At 62.2% G+C, this 19,874-nt stretch carries 17 protein-coding genes; 6 read left to right on the forward strand and 11 right to left on the reverse strand.

Annotated features, from left to right (window positions below; genetic code table 11):
* Nucleotides 1-173: 173 nt before the first annotated feature.
* Complete coding sequence (locus IB263_RS07845) at nucleotides 174-749, forward strand: TRAP transporter small permease subunit (RefSeq protein WP_034788445.1); 576 nt, start codon at nucleotides 174-176, stop codon at nucleotides 747-749.
* On the forward strand, nucleotides 746-2,566 hold the full coding sequence (locus tag IB263_RS07850; protein ID WP_034788443.1) for a TRAP transporter large permease subunit: 1,821 nt from the start codon (nucleotides 746-748) through the stop codon (nucleotides 2,564-2,566). The genes IB263_RS07845 and IB263_RS07850 overlap by 4 nt, the downstream gene beginning before the upstream one ends.
* 85 nt (nucleotides 2,567-2,651) lie before the next feature.
* Here the strand turns inward: IB263_RS07850 and IB263_RS07855 are convergent, their stop codons facing one another.
* The 11 genes from IB263_RS07855 to IB263_RS07905 form a co-directional block, all read right to left on the reverse strand.
* Entirely contained in the window at nucleotides 2,652-3,065 is a 414-nt protein-coding gene (locus tag IB263_RS07855) for a cupin domain-containing protein (protein WP_090293957.1), read from the reverse strand.
* Nucleotides 3,066-3,213: 148 nt separating this feature from the next.
* Nucleotides 3,214-4,320 (reverse strand): TRAP transporter substrate-binding protein, encoded by a 1,107-nt coding sequence (locus tag IB263_RS07860; protein ID WP_060520638.1) that lies wholly within the window; start codon nucleotides 4,318-4,320, stop codon nucleotides 3,214-3,216.
* A gap of 275 nt (nucleotides 4,321-4,595) precedes the next feature.
* Nucleotides 4,596-5,624, reverse strand: a complete 1,029-nt coding sequence (mgrA, locus tag IB263_RS07865; protein WP_034788432.1) for an L-glyceraldehyde 3-phosphate reductase — start codon at nucleotides 5,622-5,624, stop codon at nucleotides 4,596-4,598.
* Nucleotides 5,625-5,753: 129 nt separating this feature from the next.
* Nucleotides 5,754-6,932: a Gfo/Idh/MocA family protein gene (locus tag IB263_RS07870; RefSeq protein ID WP_192438180.1), complete on the reverse strand. Its 1,179-nt coding sequence runs from the start codon at nucleotides 6,930-6,932 to the stop codon at nucleotides 5,754-5,756.
* Between the two features lie 15 nt (nucleotides 6,933-6,947).
* Nucleotides 6,948-7,709 carry a sugar phosphate isomerase/epimerase gene (locus IB263_RS07875; protein ID WP_192438183.1) on the reverse strand — a complete coding sequence of 254 codons (762 nt, stop codon included), beginning with the start codon at nucleotides 7,707-7,709 and terminating at the stop codon, nucleotides 6,948-6,950.
* Nucleotides 7,710-7,778: 69 nt separating this feature from the next.
* Complete coding sequence (locus IB263_RS07880) at nucleotides 7,779-8,468, reverse strand: D-lyxose/D-mannose family sugar isomerase (RefSeq protein ID WP_192438185.1); 690 nt, start codon at nucleotides 8,466-8,468, stop codon at nucleotides 7,779-7,781.
* Between the two features lie 5 nt (nucleotides 8,469-8,473).
* Complete coding sequence (locus IB263_RS07885) at nucleotides 8,474-10,948, reverse strand: glycoside hydrolase family 2 protein (RefSeq protein ID WP_371814057.1); 2,475 nt, start codon at nucleotides 10,946-10,948, stop codon at nucleotides 8,474-8,476.
* Between the two features lie 89 nt (nucleotides 10,949-11,037).
* Nucleotides 11,038-12,132, reverse strand: coding sequence for an ABC transporter ATP-binding protein (locus IB263_RS07890; RefSeq protein WP_034788421.1), 1,095 nt, complete (start codon nucleotides 12,130-12,132; stop codon nucleotides 11,038-11,040).
* Between the two features lie 4 nt (nucleotides 12,133-12,136).
* A complete protein-coding gene (locus IB263_RS07895) occupies nucleotides 12,137-12,964 on the reverse strand; it encodes a carbohydrate ABC transporter permease (RefSeq protein WP_370689664.1) in 828 nt (275 codons plus the stop codon).
* Between the two features lie 115 nt (nucleotides 12,965-13,079).
* Complete coding sequence (locus IB263_RS07900; RefSeq protein WP_034788417.1) at nucleotides 13,080-13,988, reverse strand: carbohydrate ABC transporter permease; 909 nt, start codon at nucleotides 13,986-13,988, stop codon at nucleotides 13,080-13,082.
* Nucleotides 13,989-14,188: 200 nt separating this feature from the next.
* Nucleotides 14,189-15,424 (reverse strand): ABC transporter substrate-binding protein, encoded by a 1,236-nt coding sequence (locus IB263_RS07905; protein ID WP_060584927.1) that lies wholly within the window; start codon nucleotides 15,422-15,424, stop codon nucleotides 14,189-14,191.
* Between the two features lie 520 nt (nucleotides 15,425-15,944).
* On the opposite strand from IB263_RS07905, the gene IB263_RS07910 reads away from it, so the two are divergent.
* The 4 genes from IB263_RS07910 (at nucleotide 15,945) to IB263_RS07925 (ending at nucleotide 19,793) form a co-directional block, all read left to right on the forward strand.
* Complete coding sequence (locus IB263_RS07910; RefSeq protein ID WP_060520634.1) at nucleotides 15,945-17,000, forward strand: LacI family transcriptional regulator; 1,056 nt, start codon at nucleotides 15,945-15,947, stop codon at nucleotides 16,998-17,000.
* Between the two features lie 112 nt (nucleotides 17,001-17,112).
* On the forward strand, nucleotides 17,113-18,735 hold the full coding sequence (locus tag IB263_RS07915; protein ID WP_090293970.1) for an ABC-F family ATP-binding cassette domain-containing protein: 1,623 nt from the start codon (nucleotides 17,113-17,115) through the stop codon (nucleotides 18,733-18,735).
* A gap of 327 nt (nucleotides 18,736-19,062) precedes the next feature.
* Nucleotides 19,063-19,425 carry a hypothetical protein gene (locus tag IB263_RS07920; RefSeq protein WP_060584923.1) on the forward strand — a complete coding sequence of 121 codons (363 nt, stop codon included), beginning with the start codon at nucleotides 19,063-19,065 and terminating at the stop codon, nucleotides 19,423-19,425.
* Between the two features lie 170 nt (nucleotides 19,426-19,595).
* Nucleotides 19,596-19,793 (forward strand): hypothetical protein, encoded by a 198-nt coding sequence (locus IB263_RS07925; protein WP_112770915.1) that lies wholly within the window; start codon nucleotides 19,596-19,598, stop codon nucleotides 19,791-19,793.
* Nucleotides 19,794-19,874 lie beyond the last annotated feature (81 nt).

Genomic DNA, 19,874 nt, shown 5'->3' on the forward strand with positions numbered 1-19,874 from the left:
CAACCGGATTGCACAAACAATGGGCAAAGCGCTGGATCACCCTATTCTACTTTAGTCGGAGGCGGCCGAACTACACGGGAAAATCGCGCCTCAGACTTGAACGTGCGCTTGAAATCGGCACTCTGGCTATGCTTGGCACAAGAACCATAAAAGCCATCGCGGGGAGGAAATCGATGAGAGCTTTGCTCGGCTTTAGCCGACTTATAGACACGATCACGGAATTTATCGGAAAGAGCGTTTCATGGCTGATCCTGGCCGCTGTTCTCGTCAGCGCCGGCAACGCAGTGATCCGCAAGATCTTCAACATGTCGTCGAATGCCTGGCTCGAGGCGCAATGGTATCTGTTCGGCGCCGCCTTCATGTTTGCCGCCGCCTATACGCTGAGCCAGAACGAGCACATCCGCATCGACGTGGTCTACGGTCAGTTCTCGCGCCGCGTGCAGCATTGGATCGACCTTCTTGGGCACCTCCTCTTCCTGATGCCCTTCGTGCTGCTCGTGCTCTATTATCTCTTCCCCTATGTGAAGATGTCCTACGTCTCGGGCGAGGTCTCATCATCCGCCGGCGGCCTGATCATCTGGCCGGCCAAGGCCATCCTGCTCTTCGGCTTCCTGCTGCTGGCCTTCCAGGGCGTGTCGGAGATCATCAAGAAAATCGCGATCATGACCGGAAACATGGAAGACCCGACACCCTATGTGCCGACCCATGCGCCGCTTGACGATGTCGTGTCTCCGGAGACCCGTCCATGATCGAATTCATTGCTGAAAACCTGGCGCCGATCATGTTCGCGTCACTGATCGTGTTCCTGCTTTTGGGATACCCGGTCGCCTTCTCGCTCGCCGCCAACGGCCTGCTTTTCTTCATCATCGGCGTCGAGCTCGCGCCGCTGTCGGATTCGATCAATCTCTCCTGGCCGTTGCTCAACGCACTGCCTGACCGGTTCTGGGGGGTGATGTCGAACGACACATTGCTTGCCATCCCCTTCTTTACCTTCATGGGGATCGTGCTCGAGAAATCGGGCATGGCGGAAGACCTGCTCGACACGATCGGCCAGCTCTTCGGCCCGATCCGCGGCGGTCTTGCCTATGCGGTCATCTTCGTCGGCGCGCTGCTTGCAGCCACGACAGGCGTCGTTGCCGCCTCGGTCATCGCCATGGGCCTGATCTCGCTGCCGATCATGTTGCGCTACGGCTATGACCGGAAGGTCGCCTCGGGCGTTATCGCGGCTTCCGGCACGCTCGCCCAGATCATCCCGCCGTCACTCGTGCTCATCGTTCTTGCCGACCAGCTCGGCCGTTCGGTCGGCGACATGTATGCCGGCGCGCTGATCCCGGGCCTGGTGCTGACCGGACTGTACATGGTCTACATCCTGATCATGACGATCCTGAAGCGTGACTCCATGCCGGCCCTGCCGCTGGAAGCCCGCACGCTGGGCTCCGGCGTTACCTCGCTGTTCATCGCGCTCGCGGTCGCAGCCGGCATTGCCTATGCCGCCCACGTCTATCTCTACCCGACCCAGGGCGAGAACGCCGACATCCTCGGCGGCACAGTGGGCGTTGCCTTCATCTATATCGTCGCCCTGCTCGACCGCGGCCTGAAGATCAATGCGATGTCTAGGCTTGCCCAGCAGGTCATCATCGTGCTGATCCCGCCGCTGGCGCTGATCTTCCTCGTCCTCGGCACCATCTTCCTCGGCATCGCAACGCCGACCGAAGGCGGCGCCATGGGTGCAGTCGGCGCGCTGATCATGGCGGCCGCCAAGGGTCGTCTCAATCTGGACGTCGTGCGCGGCGCACTGACGGCAACGACAAGGCTTTCCGCCTTCGTGCTGTTCATCCTGATCGGTGCACGCGTCTTCTCGCTCACCTTCTATGGCGTCAACGGCCATATCTGGGTCGAGCACCTGCTGACGGCGATGCCGGGCGGCGAGACCGGCTTCCTGATTGCCGTCAACCTGCTCGTCTTCTTCCTGGCGTTCTTCCTCGATTTCTTCGAGCTCGCCTTCATCATCGTGCCGCTGCTTGCGCCCGCTGCCGACAAGCTTGGCATCGACCTCATCTGGTTCGGCGTGCTCCTCGGCATCAACATGCAGACGAGCTTCATGCACCCGCCCTTCGGCTTCGCGCTCTTTTACCTGCGCTCGGTCGCGGCCAAGGTGCCCTATCTCGACAAGATCACCGGCAAGTCGATCCAGCCCGTTACGACCGGCCAGATCTACTGGGGTGCCGTACCCTTCGTCGGTATCCAGATCGTGATGGTGGGCCTGACGATCATGTTCCCGCAGATGGTCATGCACTACAAGGGAACCGGAACGGGCGTCGATCCGAACACCATCAAGATCGAGGTGCCCGGCTTCGGCGCCGGCGGTGGCGGTCTCGGCCTGCCCGGCGGCCTGCAGCTTCCAGGCGGCAGCCCGCTCGACCAAAAGCCGGCCGATCAGGGTGGCGCCCAGCCGCAGACCGCTCCGTCGAACGACCTCAGCCAGCCTCCGTCGTTTGGCAGCCCGGGTGCCCAGCCACAGCCGGCCCCCTCAAACGACCTCAGCCAGCCGCCGTCGTTCAAGTAGGACCGCTGGCAGACAGAAAAGCAAAGGGCGGCCGATAAGCCGCCCTTTCCATTTCTACAATCGCTGAGACGACGACCGAACTCGTTCAATCCAGCCGCTTGGCCGGATTGTCGCGGTACCAGTCGACGATCATCGGCATCGCCTCCTCGAATGGACCGCCGACATAAACGTTGAGCAGCCCCATGCGCGCTTCGCTCTCGTTCTTGAAGTCATGCATCGTCCCGCGCGGGATGACGAACAGCGAGCCCTTCGGCTTCTGGTGCCAGATGTCGCCGACGAGCACGCTCGCCGTGCCCTCGATCACGTAGAAGATCTCGTCGTTGTCGTCGTGCTTGTGGGCGCCCGGTCCCTCGTGCCTGGCATCGAGCCACCATTCCGAGACCGAAAATCGACCCGCGGTTTCAGCGCCGTCGGCTTTGAAGACGGCCTGGATGGCGCCCATGTCGTAGCGGCGGCCCTCGTCGGGGCCGAGCACGACCGATTGGCCTTCGCTTGGCATAGCTCTTCCTCCGTGCTGTTGAGGCAGCAACCTTACCACGAAATTCGCTCAGTACGGCGCGCAACAATACGCCGTGCGCGCAGCAACGAAAAAGCCGCCCGCGATGGAAATCGCAAGCGGCTCGTTTCAATCGGCAATAGGCGTGGGCTTAGAGCTTGCCGCCGCGCTGCTGGATCATCATGAAGGTATCGTAGTTGTATTCGGCGATCTGGGCGTTGAGGTAGTACTCGCCGCGGAAAGCCTTGATCGAGTCCCAGATCTTCTTGAAGGTCGGGTTCGAGGCCTCCATCTCCGCATAGACCTCGTTGGCCTTGTCGAAGCAGGCTGACAGGATTTCGGCGCTGAACGGGCTGAGCTTGGCACCCGAAGCCACCAGGCGCTTGATCGCCGAGGGGTTCAGGTAGTCGTACTTCTGCAGCATGTTCGCGTCAGTGGCGTGGCAGGCGGTGCGCAGCAGCGACTGGTAGTTCTTCGGCAGTCCTTCGAACGCCGCCTTGTTGAACATGGCGTGGACCGTCGGACCACCTTCCCACCAACCGGGATAGTAGTAGTAGGGCGCAACCTTGTAGAAGCCAAGCTTCTCGTCGTCATAGGGGCCGACCCATTCGGCAGCGTCGATGGTGCCCTTTTCCAGCGCCGGGTAGATGTCGCCGCCGGCGATCTGCTGCGGCACGACGCCGAGCTTCTCGACGACCTTGCCGGCGAAGCCACCGATGCGCATCTTCAGGCCCTGCATGTCGGCAACCGTCTTGATTTCCTTGCGGAACCAGCCGCCCATCTGCACGCCGGTGTTGCCGCCCGGGAAGCCGACGAGGCCTTGGGTGCCGAGGAACTCGTTGAAGAGGTCGATACCGCCGCCATGGTAGTGCCAGGCGTTCATCCCGCGCGCGTTGAGCGCGAAGGGAACGGCTGCACCGAGCGCCCAGGTTGGGTCCTTGCCCCAGTAATAGTATGCGACCGTGTGGCAGGCTTCGACCGTACCGGCAGCAGCCGCGTCAGCGGCCTGCAGGCCTGGAACGATTTCGCCGGCAGCGAAGACCTGGATCTGGAAAGCACCGTCGGTTGCATCCGAGACGTATTTCGACAGCACTTCGCCGCCGCCATAGATCGTGTCGAGCGACTTCGGGAACGACGACGCCAGGCGCCAGTTCACCTTCGGGTTTGCCTGCGCGATGGCCGGTGTCGCAAGCGCGGCTGCACCTGCGGCCGCCAAGCCGCCGAGGCTTGCGTTTTTAATGAATGAACGGCGATCCATGGTTCCTCCCCTAGTTCTCGCCAAAGGGCGGGCGCAGCGCGCCTCTACCCATCAATCCACCCTGCCCCTTCCCGGACAAACGGTGGCTCTCCTCCTCGTTACCCGTCGAAAGCGACTGCGATCAGCACCGCAACCGGCAGGCATTGTCGCACCTTACAGAAACACCGGACCATGTCCAGAAGCCGCTTTCCGGCGTTTATTCGACTTTTGTCTAATACGCCGGAAAGCGATGTCCTTTGCCTAAAATGCAGGCAAATCAATATTTTCGGTCGAAATCAGAGCTCGGCCGACTTGGCCCAGAGGTTGATGTCCGCCTCGCGCGCATAGAGATCGATCTCGGCCAGTTCGTCGGCCGTGAACGTGTCGTTTTCGAGCGCCTTGACGCAATCGACGATCTGCTCGGAGCGGCTGGCGCCGATCAGTGCCGAGGTGATCCGGCCGTTGCGCAGCACCCAGGCAAGCGCCATCTGCGCCAGCGTCTGGCCGCGCTTTTCGGCGATACCGTTCAGCTTGCGGATGTTGTCGATGATCTCTGGGCGGATGAAGTCCTTCTTCAGGAAGTGGTTCTGCGCCGCGCGGCTATCAGACGGGATGCCGCCAAGATACTTCGTCGTCAGCATGCCCTGGGCGAGCGGCGAGAAAACGATCGAGCCGATGCCGAGATCTTCGAGCGTATGGATCAGCCCATCGTCCTCGATCCAGCGGTTGAGCATGGAGTAGCTCGGCTGGTGGATGAGGCAAGGCGTGCCGAGATCCTTAAGGATCGCGGCGGCTTCGCGGGTGCGCTGCGAGTTGTAGGAGGAAATCCCCACATAGAGCGCCCGGCCCGAACGCACGATATGGTCGAGCGCACCGCAGGTTTCTTCGAGCGGCGTCTCCGGGTCGAAACGGTGCGAATAGAAGATGTCGACATAGTCGAGGCCCATGCGCTTCAGGCTCTGGTCGCAGGATGCGATCATGTATTTGCGGCTGCCCCATTCGCCGTAAGGGCCGGCCCACATGTCGTAGCCAGCCTTGGACGAGATGATCAGTTCGTCGCGCAAGTGCGCGAAGTCCGTGCGCATGATTTCGCCGAAGGCAGTCTCGGCCGAGCCCGGAGGCGGGCCGTAATTGTTGGCGAGGTCGAAATGGGTGATGCCCAGATCGAACGCCGTGCGGCACATGTCGACCTTGCGGTCATGCGGTGTGTCGCCACCGAAATTGTGCCAAAGCCCCAGCGAGATCGCCGGCAGCTTCAGGCCGGAACGGCCGAGACGGTTATATTTCATGGTGTCGTAGCGGTTTTCCGCCGGTAGCCAGGTCATCGCACAATCCTCCGCGATCGATCTCCGGATGGCGAACCCGTCCGCCACCCGCAAAAATGAAACGGTTTCCGTAGCGGTTGGCCGCCACGGAAACCTCAGTTCACAAAGGTCTAAACCTCTCCGGTGTCGCTATGAAGCGGCAGCGACGCGATTTCCCGACATTTCTTCTTCGGTCTCGCGCAAGAGCGCCCGAGCTTCCTCGATGCCGAGGGCGGCCGGCTGGGTGCAGGTGGTGGAGAGTTCGATGAAACGTCCCTCCTCGCCAGATTTCAGGATCGACACCATGACGTCGACGCCGTGCAGCGCGCGGTCGAGCGAGCAGCGGGCATCGCGGCCTTCGAGGATGGCGAGCGCCATGTCGGCTAGGCCGGCGGTGCGGTAATTCGCCATCGGCCCCTGCGGATGCTCCTGGTTGGCAACACCGAAAGGATGATCCCAGGGCTCCAGCGGCTCGATTTTCTTGTCGCGGCCGCTTGCTTCCACCGTGCCGCCGAAGAAGTTCGGGTCGGGCACGTAGAGCGAGCCTTCGGTGCCGTAAAGCTCCATGTTGGCATGGCGGTGCGACCAGACATCCCAGCTGGCCGACAGCGTGATCGTCGCGCCGTTCTCAAATTCGAGCAGCGCGTGGATGTTGGTGGGCGTCTTGACCGGGATCACCTCGCCCTTGCGCGGTTCGCTGGTGATCGTGCGGGTCGGGTTGGCCATGGTGGCGAGCGCCGCCACGCGCTTCACCGGGCCGATCAGGTTGATCAGGTTGGCGATGTAGTAGGGACCGAGATCGAGGATCGGGCCGCCGCCGGGCAGGAAGAAGAAGTCCGGGTTCGGATGCCACATCTCCATGCCCGGGCTCATGACGTGGCAGGTGCCCGAAGTCACCCGGCCGATCTTGCCCGCGTCAACATAGCTACGGGCAAGCTGATGCGCGCCGCCGAGGAAGGTGTCCGGCGCGCAGCCAACGGAAAGGCCCTTCGCCTTGGCGATAGCCCTCAACTCCTCGCCCTGCTCCAGGGAGAGCACCAGCGGCTTTTCCGAATAGACGTGTTTGCCGGCTTCGAGGATTGCCTTGGAGACCGGATAGTGCGCGTCCGGAATGGTCAGGTTGACGACGATGTCGACATCGGGATTGGCGAGCAGCGCCTCGATGCTCTCAGCTTTAACGCCGTATTCGGCCGCCCGCGCCTCGGCTGCCACCGGGTTGATGTCGGCGCAGGCGACAACCTTGATGCCCCGGAAAAGCGGGGCAAGCTTGAAGTAGGTGGTGGAGATGTTGCCGCATCCGATGATGCCGACGCCAAGTTCCTTGGTCATGGATAAACCTGCTTCTCAATAGGATTGGATGGAGACGAGCGAACGCTTGGCGAAGCGCTTGAAATCGCTCGGGTTGTCGTGCTCGGCGATGAAGTAGCGGGCCTTCGTGCCGGAAAGTGCCGCAAACAGGCCTTTCCAGTCGACCGTGCCCTCACCGACATCGGCCCAGCCGTCCTCGTCCTTCTTCTCGCCTGTCGGCGCGATGTCCTTCACATGCACGGCGGTGATGCGGTCGCCATACTTCTTGATCCAGGCGATCGGATCGGCGCCGCCGCGGATGATCCAGGCGATATCGGCCTCCCAGGAGAGATCCGGTCCGCCCGCAAAGATCAGGTCCTGCGGAATACTGCCATCCGGAAGGGCCGCGAACTCGAAGTCGTGGTTGTGCCAGCCGAAGATCAGCCCGGCATCACGATAGGGCTTGCCGGCCTTCTGCAGCCGCTCGCCGAAGGCGCGCCAGCCAGCGGCATCGGTCGGGCGCTGGTCGGGCATCAGGTAGGGGCAATAGATCGCCTTGATGCCGAGCGCCTTGGCGATTTCGAGCACGCGGGCCGGATCGCTTTCGAGCATGTCCAGGCCAAAGTGCGCGGTCGGCATGGCAAGGCCATTGTCGTCGAGACCTTCCTTGAAGCTCGCGATCTCGGCGTCGCTGAGCGCCGCATAGAGCGCGCCGTAGCCTTCGACCTGGCTGTAGCCGGCGTCGCCGAGTGCTTTCAGCACATTGGCGAAAGGCGGGAAATTGCGAGCGCTATAAAGCTGGAAACTGACGTCCTTCATGAAATCCTCCTCGATTTCGTCCTGGGGGTCTTGGGATAGTGGGATCTTGGGGTTGTTGGGGTCTCGGTATCACCTGAGCCAGGTATCGTAGTCCGACACCAAGAGGTGGGCGGGGCCTGCGTCCTCCTCGATCGCCGAGAAGCGACCGACCGGCTCGCGGAAATAGTTGTCGGTGAGATCGTCGTTGACGGTCGATACTTCGCCCATCAGCACGTCGGCGCCCTCGGCCCAGAAGGCGTGCCAGTTGCCAGGGAGAAGCGTGACGCTTTCACCGGCCTTGAGCTTCAGCAGGTCGCCAGCTTTCAGCGTGCGCAGCCGTGCATCGGTCGCGACAACGACGTCGCTCTCCTCGTCAACCGAGCCGTCCGGTTTGGAATTGTACATCTGCAGCACCAGCGAACCGCCGCCACGGTTGATGATGTCCTCGGTCTTGACCGCGTGACGGTGCAGCGGGTTGACCTGGTCCTTGGCGGTGATCATCAGCTTCTCGGCGTAAACTATGCCTTGCCCGGTCTTCAGATTGGCGGCATTGCCGTTGCGCAGCGTGAAGAGCACCAGCCCGAACTCGTCGAAGCGGCCCTTGCCATAGTCGGTAATGTCCCAGCCGAGCCGGGCATCAAAGATCGTCGGACTGTCGGAAGCGACGCGCGCCTTCAGTTGCTCCGGCGACCAGTAGGCAAAGGGTGGCAGGGTGAAGCCGAAGCTCTTCATGAAGGCATCGCTCTCGGCGATGATGTCGTTGACGTGGCTGCGTTTCATGGCGGTCAACCCTTTCCCTGGCAGGATTCGAGATCGAAGGCGGAAAAGCGCGGCAGCTCACCTGCGTCAAACGGCACCTTCGGGGTAAAACGGATGACCTTCGTCTCGCCGGCCAAGAGGTCGAAGGCGTTGTCGGAATAGCGCCCGGCGACATCCGCCTCGATCATCACATGCAGCGCCAAGCCGCTCGCCTTGACCGTGACGTCGAAGGCGCCTTCGCCTGCGGGCGCGACATCGAGTGTCAGGCCGGACGGCTTGAGGTCGAGCGCCTTATAGGTGCCGTTGACGTGGTGCCCCTCACCGCGCATGCCGTTCGATGCCTCGAACGACCAGAACAGCAGGTCGCCTTCCGGAATGTCGAAAGCCGCGATCGTCGCCAGCGTTGCTGCCCGGTCCGGGCTGCAGGTACCGGCGACCGCCGCGAGCGGCGTGCGCTGGCCATCGAGCGAAACCAGGAAGGTCTGCAGCTCGACGGTCACCGGCTCTGCCGTATCGTTGACCATCGAGAAGGCGATTTCCTTTCCATCTGCCGATGGGATCGCTGCGACCGAGACCGGCTGGAAGAAGCGACGGACCATGTAGTGCATCGCCTTCCAGCTGCCGCCATAGTCGAGGCTCGACCAGGAGGCGACCGGCCAGGTGTCGTTGAGCTGCCAGTAGAGCGTGCCCATGCAATGGGGCTTCAGCGAGCGCCAGTAGTCGACGGCCGTGCGGATCGCCAGCCCCTGCTGCACCTGGCTGAGATAGACGAAAGCCGGAAAATCCTTGGGGAAACGGAAGTAGCGGAACATCGTGCCGGCGATGCGCTCGTTGCCGCCGACATTCTTCTGGTGGCTCTCGATCACGGGCGACGCGATATTGAGGTCCTTCTCGGCCGCAAACTGCCGGATGACCGGCATCGACGTATAGGACTGGAAGCCGAACTCCGAGCAGAAGCGCGGCCGCACGGTGCGGTAATTGTCGAAGGACTTGTTTTCGTGCCAGACCGACCAATAGTGCATGTCGCCGGAACCATCGGCATGCCAGGCGTCGCCGAAGTCGAGATATCCCGACGCCGGGCTCGACGGCCACCAGATCGCTTCGGGCAGCGCCGCCTTCAGCGCCACCTCGATGGTGCGGTTCAGCCGGTCATAGGAGACGAGATAACGGTCGCGATCCTTGCGCGGCTCATCGAACCAGGTGAGCGCGCCGACGAGCTCGTTGTCGCCACACCAGACCGCGATCGACGGATGCGACGACAGGCGCTTGGCCTGGTAGTCCACCTCGGCTGCGACATTCTCCAGGAAATCCGGCGTCGAAGGATAGAGGTTGCAGGCGAACATGAAGTCCTGCCAGACCATGAGGCCCAGCCGGTCGCACAGATCGTAGAACCAGTCCGGCTCGTAGAAGCCGCCGCCCCAGACGCGGATCATGTTCATGTTGGCATCGACAGCCGAGGTCAAAAGGTCTTCGACGCCTTCGCGGGTCACCCGCGACGCCAGCGCATCGGCCGGGATCCAGTTGGCGCCCTTGCAGAAGATCTCGCGCCCGTTGACGCGGAAGGCGAAGCGGCTGCCGGCCTCGTCCTTGTCGGTCAGAAGCTCGACGGTGCGGAAACCGATCTGACGCGTCACCTGCTCCTGCGGCACCTCGACGGTCAGCCGCGACAGATGCTGCTCGCCGCTTCCAGCCGGCCACCAGCGCTTGGGCTCGCTCATGGTGAAGACATGGGTGATGCGGGTCTCGCCCTTGCCGACGGCGCAATCGAGCCGTTCGCGGTCCTCATCGAGCGAGAAGTGCACCGGCACAATGCCCGGCCCATCGGCAAAGAGCGTCAGCGTCACCACCAGATCGACGCTGCCATCCTCCAGCCAGACCTGCTTGCTCGTCACATGCTCGATGCGGGCGATCTCCAGCCGGCAAAGGGCGATCTCTCCGTAGACGCCGAGCGGCGCGATCGCGAGGTTCCAGTCCCAGCCGAAATGGCACTGGGGTTTGCGCAGCATATTGCCGTTGGCGATCGGTGAATTGCCAGGGTGATAGGGCACGTAGAAGGGCTGCTCCGCCTGCCGCCGCGCGCCTTCGGCAATCGAGGAATGCAACACGATGCGGATGCGGTTCTCGCCTGCAACCAGCGTCTTCGAGACATCCGGGCGATAGCGGCGGAAGCAATTCTCCGCTTCAAGCACCAGCTTGTCATTGACGAACACCGAGGCAACCGTGTCGAGGTATTCAAGGTCGAGATACCAGTAGCCGGCAATGTCGTCGGCACCGACCGTGACCGTGCGCTCGATCACCCAGTCCTTGTGCGCCACCCACTGCACGTCGTTCTCGTTGCGCCCCACATACGGGTCGTCGATCACGCCGGCCTTCAGCAGCGCCGAATGCACATCGCCCGGCAACTCCATTGCCAGCGCATGGCTATTGTCGACGGAAGAAAGTTGCCAATCCCCTGCGAGATCGAGACGAATGGCGGTGCGGGTGAAATCCTCAGAGAGCATGCGCATGGTTCCATAGATCGACCGGCCACGCCGGCACAGTCATTGCTGGGAGGTGCCGGGCAGCGGTGGCCGCCCGGCATCTCCTTATTTCAGAGTCGGTTCTCGCTTGTCGCATCGAAGATCGAGGCGACGCCCATGTCGAAGGAGAGCGTGACCGCCGTGCCCGGCGCATAGCGCCGCTGGCCGGCGATACGAACCGACATCGACTGTCCGGCAAGCTTCAGCCACAGCAGATTGTCGGCGCCCATCGGCTCCTCGATATCGACGACCGCCCGGTGCGAGGCCGGCGCGCCACTTGCCGCTTCGTCGACGCGCACATGCTCGGGCCTCAAGCCCAGCACCACCTTCTGGCCATGCACGAAGGGCGCGCGCGACGGATAGGCCGACACGTCGAAATCGACGCCGTTGGCGTGGACGTAGGCGCGCTGGTCGCGCAGCTGCAGTTCGCCGCGAAAGAAGTTCATCGACGGCGAACCGATGAAGCCGGCGACGAACAGGTTTTCCGGCGCGTTGTAGATCGTCATCGGATCGGCAAGCTGCTGGATCACGCCGCTCTTCATGACCGCGATGCGGTCGGCAAGCGTCAAGGCCTCGATCTGGTCATGGGTGACGTAGATCATCGTGTTCTTCAGCGACTGGTGCAGCCGCTTGATCTCGACGCGCAGTTCCGAGCGCAGCTTGGCGTCGAGGTTGGAGAGCGGCTCGTCGAACAGGAACACGTCGACATCGCGCACCAGCGCCCGGCCGATCGCCACACGCTGGCGCTGGCCGCCCGAGAGTTCCGAAGGCTTGCGCTTCAAGAGCGGCTGGATCTGCAGGATCTCGGCGGCGCGGCTGACGCGCTTGTCGATCTCTTCCTTCGGCACCTTGGCGACCTGCAGGCCGAAGGAGAGGTTCTTCTCCACCGACATCTGCGGATAGAGCGCGTAGGACTGGAACACCATGCCGATGCCGCGGTCCTTGGGCTCCTCCCAGGTGACGTTCTTGTTCTTGATGAAGATCTGCCCGTCGCTGACATCGAGCAGCCCGGCGATGCAGTTCAGCAAGGTCGACTTGCCGCAGCCGGACGAGCCGAGCAGCACCAGGAACTCGCCGTCCTTGATGTCGAGGTTGAGCGTGTCGAGCACAGTGACGGCACCGAAGCTCAACGACAGGTCTTTGACCGATACGCTGACGTTTTGCATGTTGTTACCCTTTCACTGCGCCGGCGGCGATGCCGCGGACAAAAAGCCGTCCGGAGACGAAGTAGACGAAGAGCGGAACCGCCCCGGTCAGGATCGTCGCCGCCATGTTGACGTTGTATTCCTTCACGCCCTGGACCGAATTGACGATGTTGTTGAGCTGAACCGTCATCGGGTAGTATTCCGGCCGGGTGAACACGACGCCGAACAGGAAGTCGTTCCAGATGCCGGTGACCTGCAGGATCATCGCCACGACGAAGATCGGCAGTGACATCGGCAGCATGATCTTGAAATAGATCGTCCAGAAGCCGGCGCCATCGACGCGCGCGGCCTTGAACAGTTCCTCCGGCAGGCCGGCGAAATAGTTGCGGAAGAGCAGCGTCAGGATCGGCATGCCGAAGATGGTGTGCACGAGGATGAGGCCGGTGAGCGTGCCGTAGATGCCCATTTCCCGCAGTACGATGACGATCGGATAGATCATCACCTGATAGGGAATGAAGGCGCCGACGATGAGGATGGTGAAGAACAGCTCCGCCCCCTTGAAGCGCCAGTTGGCGAGCGCATAACCGTTGACCGAGGCGATCGCGATCGAGACGATCGTCGAAGGAACGGTGATGCGCACCGAGTTCCAGAAGCCGCGCGAAAGGCCGTCGCAGTTGAGCCCCGTGCAGGCGCTCGCCCAGGCCTTTGCCCAAGGCTCGAAGGTGATTTCAACCGGCGGGGCAAAGATGTTGCCGAGCCGGATTTCCGGCATGCCCTTGAGCGAAGTCATGACCATCACGTAGAGCGGCAGCAGGTAGTACAGCGCCACGACAATCAGCGTGCCGTAGATCATGATGTTGCGGCCAGACAACGCCCGGCGGGGCTTGGCGCCGCGGGGGCCGGCGACGACCCGGTTTGTCTGCGCCTGCAGTGCGGCCTCTTCAGTCACCGAATTGAAAGCAACGATATCAGACACGCTTGCGCCCTCCCCCGAATTCCAGATAGGCCCAAGGCACGATGATGATGGCGACGGTGATGAGCATCATCGTCGAGGCGGCAAAGCCCTGACCGAGGTTCTGCGCCTGGAACATGTAGTCGTAGACATACTTTGCAGGCACTTCCGACGCGATGCCGGGACCGCCGCTCGTCTGCGCCACCACCAGGTCGTAAACCTTGACGATGCCGCTGGCGATGATCACCAGCGTGGTGATGAAGACGCCGCGCATCATCGGAATGACGACGAAGATGTAGGTCTTCCACATGGGTATGCCGTCGACGCGCGCGGCCTTCCAGATGTCCTCGTCAATGCCGCGAAGACCTGCGAGCATCAGGCACATCACGAGCCCGGTGCCCTGCCAGAGTGCGGCGATCAGGATGCCATAGATGACGATGTCGGCATTATAGAGCGGGTCGAAGGTGAAGCTTTCCCAGCCGAGCGAGCGCACCACCGACTGGATCCCGAATTCCGGATTGAGCAGCCATTGCCAGACCAGGCCCGTCACGATGAAGGACAGGGCGAAGGGATAGAGCATGATGGTGCGGAAGGTATTTTCGAAGCGGATCTTCTGGTCCATCAATGCGGCCAGCACGAAGCCGATCAGCAGGCTGAAGATCAGCGAGAAGATGCCGTAGATTGCCAGATTCTGCACCGAAATCAGCCAGCGCGGCGCCGCCCAGAGGCGCTCGTACTGATCGAGGCCGACGAATGAGAGCCGCGGCAACAGCTTGGAATTGGTGAAGGAATAGACGACCGTCCAGATCGTGCCGCCGAGGAAGATCACCACGGCCGTCAAGATCATCGGGACGGAGGCAATCTTCGCGTTCAGGTTCCGCAGCCACTGGTTCGGTCGGCCCGAACCTTGTGTGTAACCCGCCATGTTTCGTTCCTCCGGAACTGCATTGGGTTTCGGACGATGGGCAGCCCCGCGCACTCAGCGCGCAGCGCTCTGCCACATCAGGGCGACAACCACTCCCATGGGGCCCGCAAACGCATCACGCGCGGACGACCGGCACATCCTGCCGAATGGGAGGCTTTGACCGGCCTCGTTTTCAAAGAGGCCGGCCAAGGCAGTTGCGGTTACTCCGCGTTCGCGATGATGTCGGCGAAGCGCTTCTGCGCGTCTTCCGGCGTGATCGACGGGTTGGCGAAGAATTCGGAGAACAGGTCTTCCTTCTGCTTCTGGCTGTCGGCCGAAAGCAGCTGGTCGGTACCCTGGATCACGTTGCCCTTGGCAAGAATGTCCAGCCCCTTCTTCATGCAGTCGTTGGCAGCCGCCAGATCGACGTCGCCGCGCACCGGCAGCGAACCCTTCTTGAGGTTGAAGGCGACCTGCGTCTTTGGATCGAGCAGCGTCGAGGCCAGCGCTTCCTGCGCCTTCGACTTTTCCTCGTCCTTCAGAAGCGGGAAGTAGAAGGCGTCGCCACCGGTCGAGATGATCTCGTTGACGCCGAGACCCGGCAGGCAGGTGTAGTCGGTTCCGGCCTTCTGGCCGGCAAGCGCGAATTCACCCTGCGCCCAGTCGCCCATGATCTGGCCGCCGGCCTTGCCGGTGATGACCATGTTGGTCGCCTGGTTCCAGTCCTGGACGTTGGAGCCCTTCGACATGCGGCGGGCATCATCGGCAGCCTTGAAGACCTTGGCGATCTCGGGGCCTGCGGCCACTTCCTCGTCCTTGTCGCCGAACACCTTCTGGAAGGTGTCCTTGCCGGCGATCGCCACCATCAGCACGTCGAAGGCGCCGGCTGCCTGCCACGGCTGACCGCCGACGGCGAGCGGCACGATGCCTGCCTTTTCGAGCGCGGGCGCCGCGGCCACGAATTCATCCCAGTTCTTCGGAACCTCGACGCCGGCCGTTTTGAAGGCCGCATTCGACAGCCACAGCCACTGCCAGGAGTGGATGTTGACCGGGGCGCAATAGATCTTGCCGTCGATCGTGCAGGAATCGAGTAGGCTCGCCGGCTTGATGATGTCCTTCCACTTCTCGCGGGTTGCGACATCGGTGAGATCACGCATCAGCCCGGCCTGAACCAGTTCCTCGGCCTGGCGACCATGGTTGAACTGCGTGGCGCCCATCGGGTCGCCACCGGTGATGCGGCTGATCATGATCGGACGGGCGGTGCCGCCAGAACCGGCGATCGCGCCGTCGACCCAGTGATTGCCCGTCGCATCGAAGGCCTTGGCGAGTTCCGCGACCGCGGCAGCTTCGCCGCCCGAGGTCCACCAATGGGTCACTTCAAGATCGACAGCGTTGGCTGCGCTGAGCGGCAGGGCCACGGCGGCTGAAAGCACGGCGGCGAAAGAACGTAAATTCATGAGTCTCCTCCCTCACTGTAACGTTACCGTAAAAAACTTAGTGCAATCGATTACAGGACGCAACACCCACCACAATCGATTTAAACAGAATCTTAAAAAACACCCATTGCGTGCATACGACAGCCGCGTTCCAAAGCGCTTTGCGCGCAGTGCCGGCACCCACGCAGCCGACAAGAATCCCTTACATCGCGCTGAAATACATATATTTTCCGCAACAATGGCGCACCGGCATAGGAGGCGCCATCTCGCAAGCGCAAAAAACATGCGCCAAAACTTCCGATTCAACCAGTCCGCTCCATCTTTCGCAGCGCAGCAACGAAAACGCTCGACATCGCAACTGTATCGTTACAGATTTGAAGCAATTTGATCCATCCAAAGCAGCATAGCCGCCACCGACTTTTCGTATATAACGCGATGACGTGACAGGGCGACGGCGCGGCGGATGGAACTGAACCGACGCGTTTCGCTGCCGGACGGGCAATCTGGCGGCGTGCGGCAAGAGAGTGGGCGGGTGACGGCAATGGACAACAAGACGAAAAACAGGCCGCAGACACTGCCGGATGGAGCCCGTCCGACACTGAAGACGATCGCCTTCATGACCGGGCTCGGCATCACTACGGTTTCCCGGGCGTTGAAGGATGCGCCCGATATCGGTGCGGAAACCAAGGAGCGTGTGCGGCTCGTCGCCAAACAGATCGGCTACCAGCCGAACCGCGCCGGCGTGCGCCTGAGAACCGGCAAGACCAATGTCATCAGTCTCGTATTGACGCTGGAAGAAGAGATCATGGGCATCACCAGCCCGATGGTCGTCGGCATCACCGAGATCCTTGCCGGCACGCCCTACCACCTGGTCGTCACCCCCTATAGCGCCGTCAAGGACGCGCTGGCGCCGATCCGCTATATCCTCGACACGGGTGCCGCAGACGGCGTGATCATTTCGCGCACCGAGCCGCACGATCCGCGTGTGGCGCTTTTGACCGAGCGCGGCCTGCCCTTCGTCACGCACGGCCGCACCGAAATGGGGATCGTTCACCCCTATCACGACTTCGACAACGAGCGTTTCGCCTACGAGGCGGTACGCAAACTGGTGGCGCGCGGCCGGCGGAAGCTGGTGCTGCTCGAGCCGCCGCCGCACCTCACCTTCTATTCACACATGCGCGCCGGTTTCGAGCGTGGGCTTCGCGATTTCCAGGCGGATGCAGTCGGCTTCCACCAGACCAACATTGACCATTCACTGGTCGAGATCCGCGACGCCTTCGAACCCCTGATGCGCTCGGCGGACGCGCCCGACGGCATCGTTTCGGGCAGCGGCTCCGGTGCGATCGCTTTGATTGCCGGCCTGGAAATGGCCAAGAAGAAGCTCGGCGAAGACTGCGACATGGTCTCGAAGTCACCGAGCGACTTCCTGCGCTGGCTGCGCCCGGAAGTCATGACCATGTACGAGGACATCCGCGTGGCCGGTCGGGAACTGGCCAAGGCAGTCATCGGCCACATCGACGGCCAGCCGCCAGAAACGCTGCAGAGCCTCAGCCAGCCCGAGTTCCAGCCGCCGATCACGCGTGGCTTGCGCGCCTAGGAAAGGCTGAAAACAGCCCTCAAGTCTTGCTTGTGACGCAGAAACCTGCGACAGGCCGGGGCAACAATTGGGCGCGACTGCGCCCCGCTCCTCCCTTCAGGCTACCGCAGACATGATCCGTATCGAAAACATCAGCAAGCAGCTCAGCCACCGCATCCTTTTCATCGAAGCCTCCGCCGCGCTCAACCGCGGCGAAAAGGTCGGCCTCGTCGGCCCGAACGGCGCCGGCAAGTCCTCGCTCTTTCGCATGATCACCGGCGAGGAAATCCCCGACGAAGGCCAGGTGGCCGTCGATAAGGGCGTCACTATCGGCTACTTCAACCAGGACGTCGGCGAGATGTCCGGCAACAGCGCCGTTGCCGAAGTGATGAACGGCGCAGGCCCTGTCAGCGAAGTTGCCGCCGAACTGCGCGAGCTCGAAGCCGCCATGGTCGATCCGGATCGCCTCGATGAAATGGACGCGATTATCGAGCGCTACGGCGAGGTGCAGGCGCGCTACGAAGAACTCGACGGCTACGCGCTCGAGGGCCGCGCCCGCGAAGTGCTGGCGGGCCTGAGCTTTTCCCAGGAGATGATGGACGGCGACGTCGGCAAGCTCTCGGGCGGCTGGAAGATGCGCGTGGCGCTTGCCCGTATCCTGCTGATGCGGCCCGACGTGATGCTGCTCGACGAACCGAGCAACCATCTCGATCTCGAAAGCCTGATCTGGCTCGAAGACTTCCTCAAGAACTACGACGGCGCACTGATGATGACCTCGCACGACCGCGAGTTCATGAACCGCATCATCACCAAGATCATCGAGATCGACGCAGGCCAGCTCAACGCGTATTCGGGCGACTACGGCTTCTACGAGCAGCAGCGCGCCCAGAACGAGAAGCAGCAGCAGGCGCAGTTCGAGCGCCAGCAGGCGATGCTCGCAAAGGAGATCAAGTTCATCGAGCGCTTCAAGGCGCGCGCCTCGCACGCCTCCCAGGTGCAGAGCCGGGTAAAGAAGCTCGAGAAGATCGACCGGGTCGAGCCGCCGAAGCGCCGCCAGACGGTCAACTTCGAATTCCGTCCGGCGCCGCGCTCCGGCGAAGACGTCATCAACATCAAGGGCGTGCACAAGAAATATGGCAGCCGCAGCATCTATGAAGGGCTCGACTTCATGGTGCGCCGCCGGGAGCGCTGGTGCATCATGGGCATCAATGGCGCCGGCAAGTCGACGCTGCTGAAGCTTGTCGCCGGCTCGACCGAACCGGACGAAGGCAATGTCGCGCTCGGCGCCAGCGTCAAGATGGGCTACTTCGCCCAGCACGCCATGGACGTGCTCGATGGCGACCGCACGGTGCTGCAGCAGCTCGAAGACACCTTCCCGCAGGCGGGCCAGGCGCCGCTGCGCGCGCTTGCCGGCTGCTTCGGCTTTTCCGGGGACGATGTCGAGAAGAAGTGCCGGGTGCTTTCCGGCGGCGAGAAGGCGCGCCTGGTGATGGCGATCATGCTCTTCGACCCGCCGAATCTGCTTGTTCTCGACGAACCGACCAACCACCTCGACCTCGACACCAAGGAAATGCTGATCAAGGCGCTCGCGGACTACGAAGGCACGATGCTGTTCGTTTCGCACGACCGCCACTTCCTCGCAGCCCTTTCCAACCGTGTGCTGGAGCTGACGCCCGAGGGCATCCATCAGTATGGCGGCGGTTACACGGAATATGTCGAGCGGACCGGCCAGGAAGCGCCGGGTCTTCGCAGCTGAAGCAAAGCAAGCTGGGCGTCGCGCGCCGGCGCCCAGCATTTCGCAGTCACCGCCTTCCTCGGCGGGACCGAGGACCTGCAAGCAGAACCCAAACGCATAACGCGACCCTGCTCTAAATCGGTACTGAAAAAACTAGGTTCTTGTGGCGCTGCCGTGGCAACGCCCACCGATCCTAACTTATCGCGCCGTGAAATCGATGGGACTTTGGTCCGACTCTTGCTGCCAAAGGTCTGAGTGTCATTGCCGCGCCATGCACCGGTCACATATTGCACGGGCTGGGGCGCCATCGCAGCAAACAAAAAAGCTGCCAATCACTTCAGACAGGTGATGTTCGGCATGACATCGAGAATTGCATGGAAAGACAGGCTGACTGACCGCGCGTGGGCCTTCCTGTCCAATCCCTTGACCATCGGCATCTATCTTGCGTTCGCCATGCTTTGCGCCTTCGTCGGCAGCGCAACGACCGGTGTCCCGGCCTATCTGCTTATGGCCATCGGCTTTCTGCTGGTGATCTTTGTCGATCCGCCAAAGAGGCTGGGTAGGCTGCGGCAACGGCGCCGCCGCTCGTCACCGGCAAACACGGTTACGCCATTCCCGCGTCGCACGGATGAGCGCGAAACGATGCGGGGTTCGCAGCGCCCTGGCGAACGCAGCCGAACCCGCGACGACCGCCACGCTTCTCGGCGCTAGCCGCGCCCGCCAGGGGTCTTTGGGACAACTGGCGTCACGCGGTGCACAAGCCTCAGCCCGCAACAATCGGCCCTTTCGGCCGTTTTCCGTCTGACGTACATTCCCATGAACGGACGCATGACGTCCACGGTGCAGCCAAGCCATCCAGCATGAGATGGCGATGAAAGCGCGTGGGCACGATGAAGACGAAACACTACGTGCTGCAAATCTTTCGCGCCGCCTTCACCGACAGGCTGGTGCTGATCATCGTTGTGCTGATGATTGCCTCGCTTTTCGCCGTCCTGCCGATCAAGTCCTGTTCCAATCCCACCGCGTCAGGCGGCGGGGGAACCACAGAACGATCTGTACCCGTCTCGATGACAGGCTAGCACCCCGTCCAGGCAAAACGAGGCCCAAACGAAAACGGGGCGACCCGAAGGCCGCCCCGCATTGATCTGTTTACCCGAACG

The organism is Ensifer sp. ENS03 (genome assembly GCF_014852035.1).
Taxonomy (GTDB): Bacteria; Pseudomonadota; Alphaproteobacteria; order Rhizobiales; family Rhizobiaceae; genus Ensifer; species Ensifer adhaerens.

What these genes read in the sequence shown, in the direction of transcription:
- IB263_RS07845 (WP_034788445.1), top strand. Translation starts at nt 174, where the DNA reads ATGAGAGCTTTGCTCGGCTTTAGCCGACTTATAGACACGATCACGGAA.
- IB263_RS07850 (WP_034788443.1), top strand. Translation starts at nt 746, where the DNA reads ATGATCGAATTCATTGCTGAAAACCTGGCGCCGATCATGTTCGCGTCA.
- IB263_RS07855 (WP_090293957.1), bottom strand. Translation starts at nt 3,065, where the DNA reads ATGCCAAGCGAAGGCCAATCGGTCGTGCTCGGCCCCGACGAGGGCCGC.
- IB263_RS07860 (WP_060520638.1), bottom strand. Translation starts at nt 4,320, where the DNA reads ATGGATCGCCGTTCATTCATTAAAAACGCAAGCCTCGGCGGCTTGGCG.
- mgrA (WP_034788432.1), bottom strand. Translation starts at nt 5,624, where the DNA reads ATGACCTGGCTACCGGCGGAAAACCGCTACGACACCATGAAATATAAC.
- IB263_RS07870 (WP_192438180.1), bottom strand. Translation starts at nt 6,932, where the DNA reads ATGACCAAGGAACTTGGCGTCGGCATCATCGGATGCGGCAACATCTCC.
- IB263_RS07875 (WP_192438183.1), bottom strand. Translation starts at nt 7,709, where the DNA reads ATGAAGGACGTCAGTTTCCAGCTTTATAGCGCTCGCAATTTCCCGCCT.
- IB263_RS07880 (WP_192438185.1), bottom strand. Translation starts at nt 8,468, where the DNA reads ATGAAACGCAGCCACGTCAACGACATCATCGCCGAGAGCGATGCCTTC.
- IB263_RS07885 (WP_371814057.1), bottom strand. Translation starts at nt 10,948, where the DNA reads ATGCTCTCTGAGGATTTCACCCGCACCGCCATTCGTCTCGATCTCGCA.
- IB263_RS07890 (WP_034788421.1), bottom strand. Translation starts at nt 12,132, where the DNA reads ATGCAAAACGTCAGCGTATCGGTCAAAGACCTGTCGTTGAGCTTCGGT.
- IB263_RS07895 (WP_370689664.1), bottom strand. Translation starts at nt 12,964, where the DNA reads ATGATCTACGGCACGCTGATTGTCGTGGCGCTGTACTACCTGCTGCCG.
- IB263_RS07900 (WP_034788417.1), bottom strand. Translation starts at nt 13,988, where the DNA reads ATGGCGGGTTACACACAAGGTTCGGGCCGACCGAACCAGTGGCTGCGG.
- IB263_RS07905 (WP_060584927.1), bottom strand. Translation starts at nt 15,424, where the DNA reads ATGAATTTACGTTCTTTCGCCGCCGTGCTTTCAGCCGCCGTGGCCCTG.
- IB263_RS07910 (WP_060520634.1), top strand. Translation starts at nt 15,945, where the DNA reads ATGGACAACAAGACGAAAAACAGGCCGCAGACACTGCCGGATGGAGCC.
- IB263_RS07915 (WP_090293970.1), top strand. Translation starts at nt 17,113, where the DNA reads ATGATCCGTATCGAAAACATCAGCAAGCAGCTCAGCCACCGCATCCTT.
- IB263_RS07920 (WP_060584923.1), top strand. Translation starts at nt 19,063, where the DNA reads ATGTTCGGCATGACATCGAGAATTGCATGGAAAGACAGGCTGACTGAC.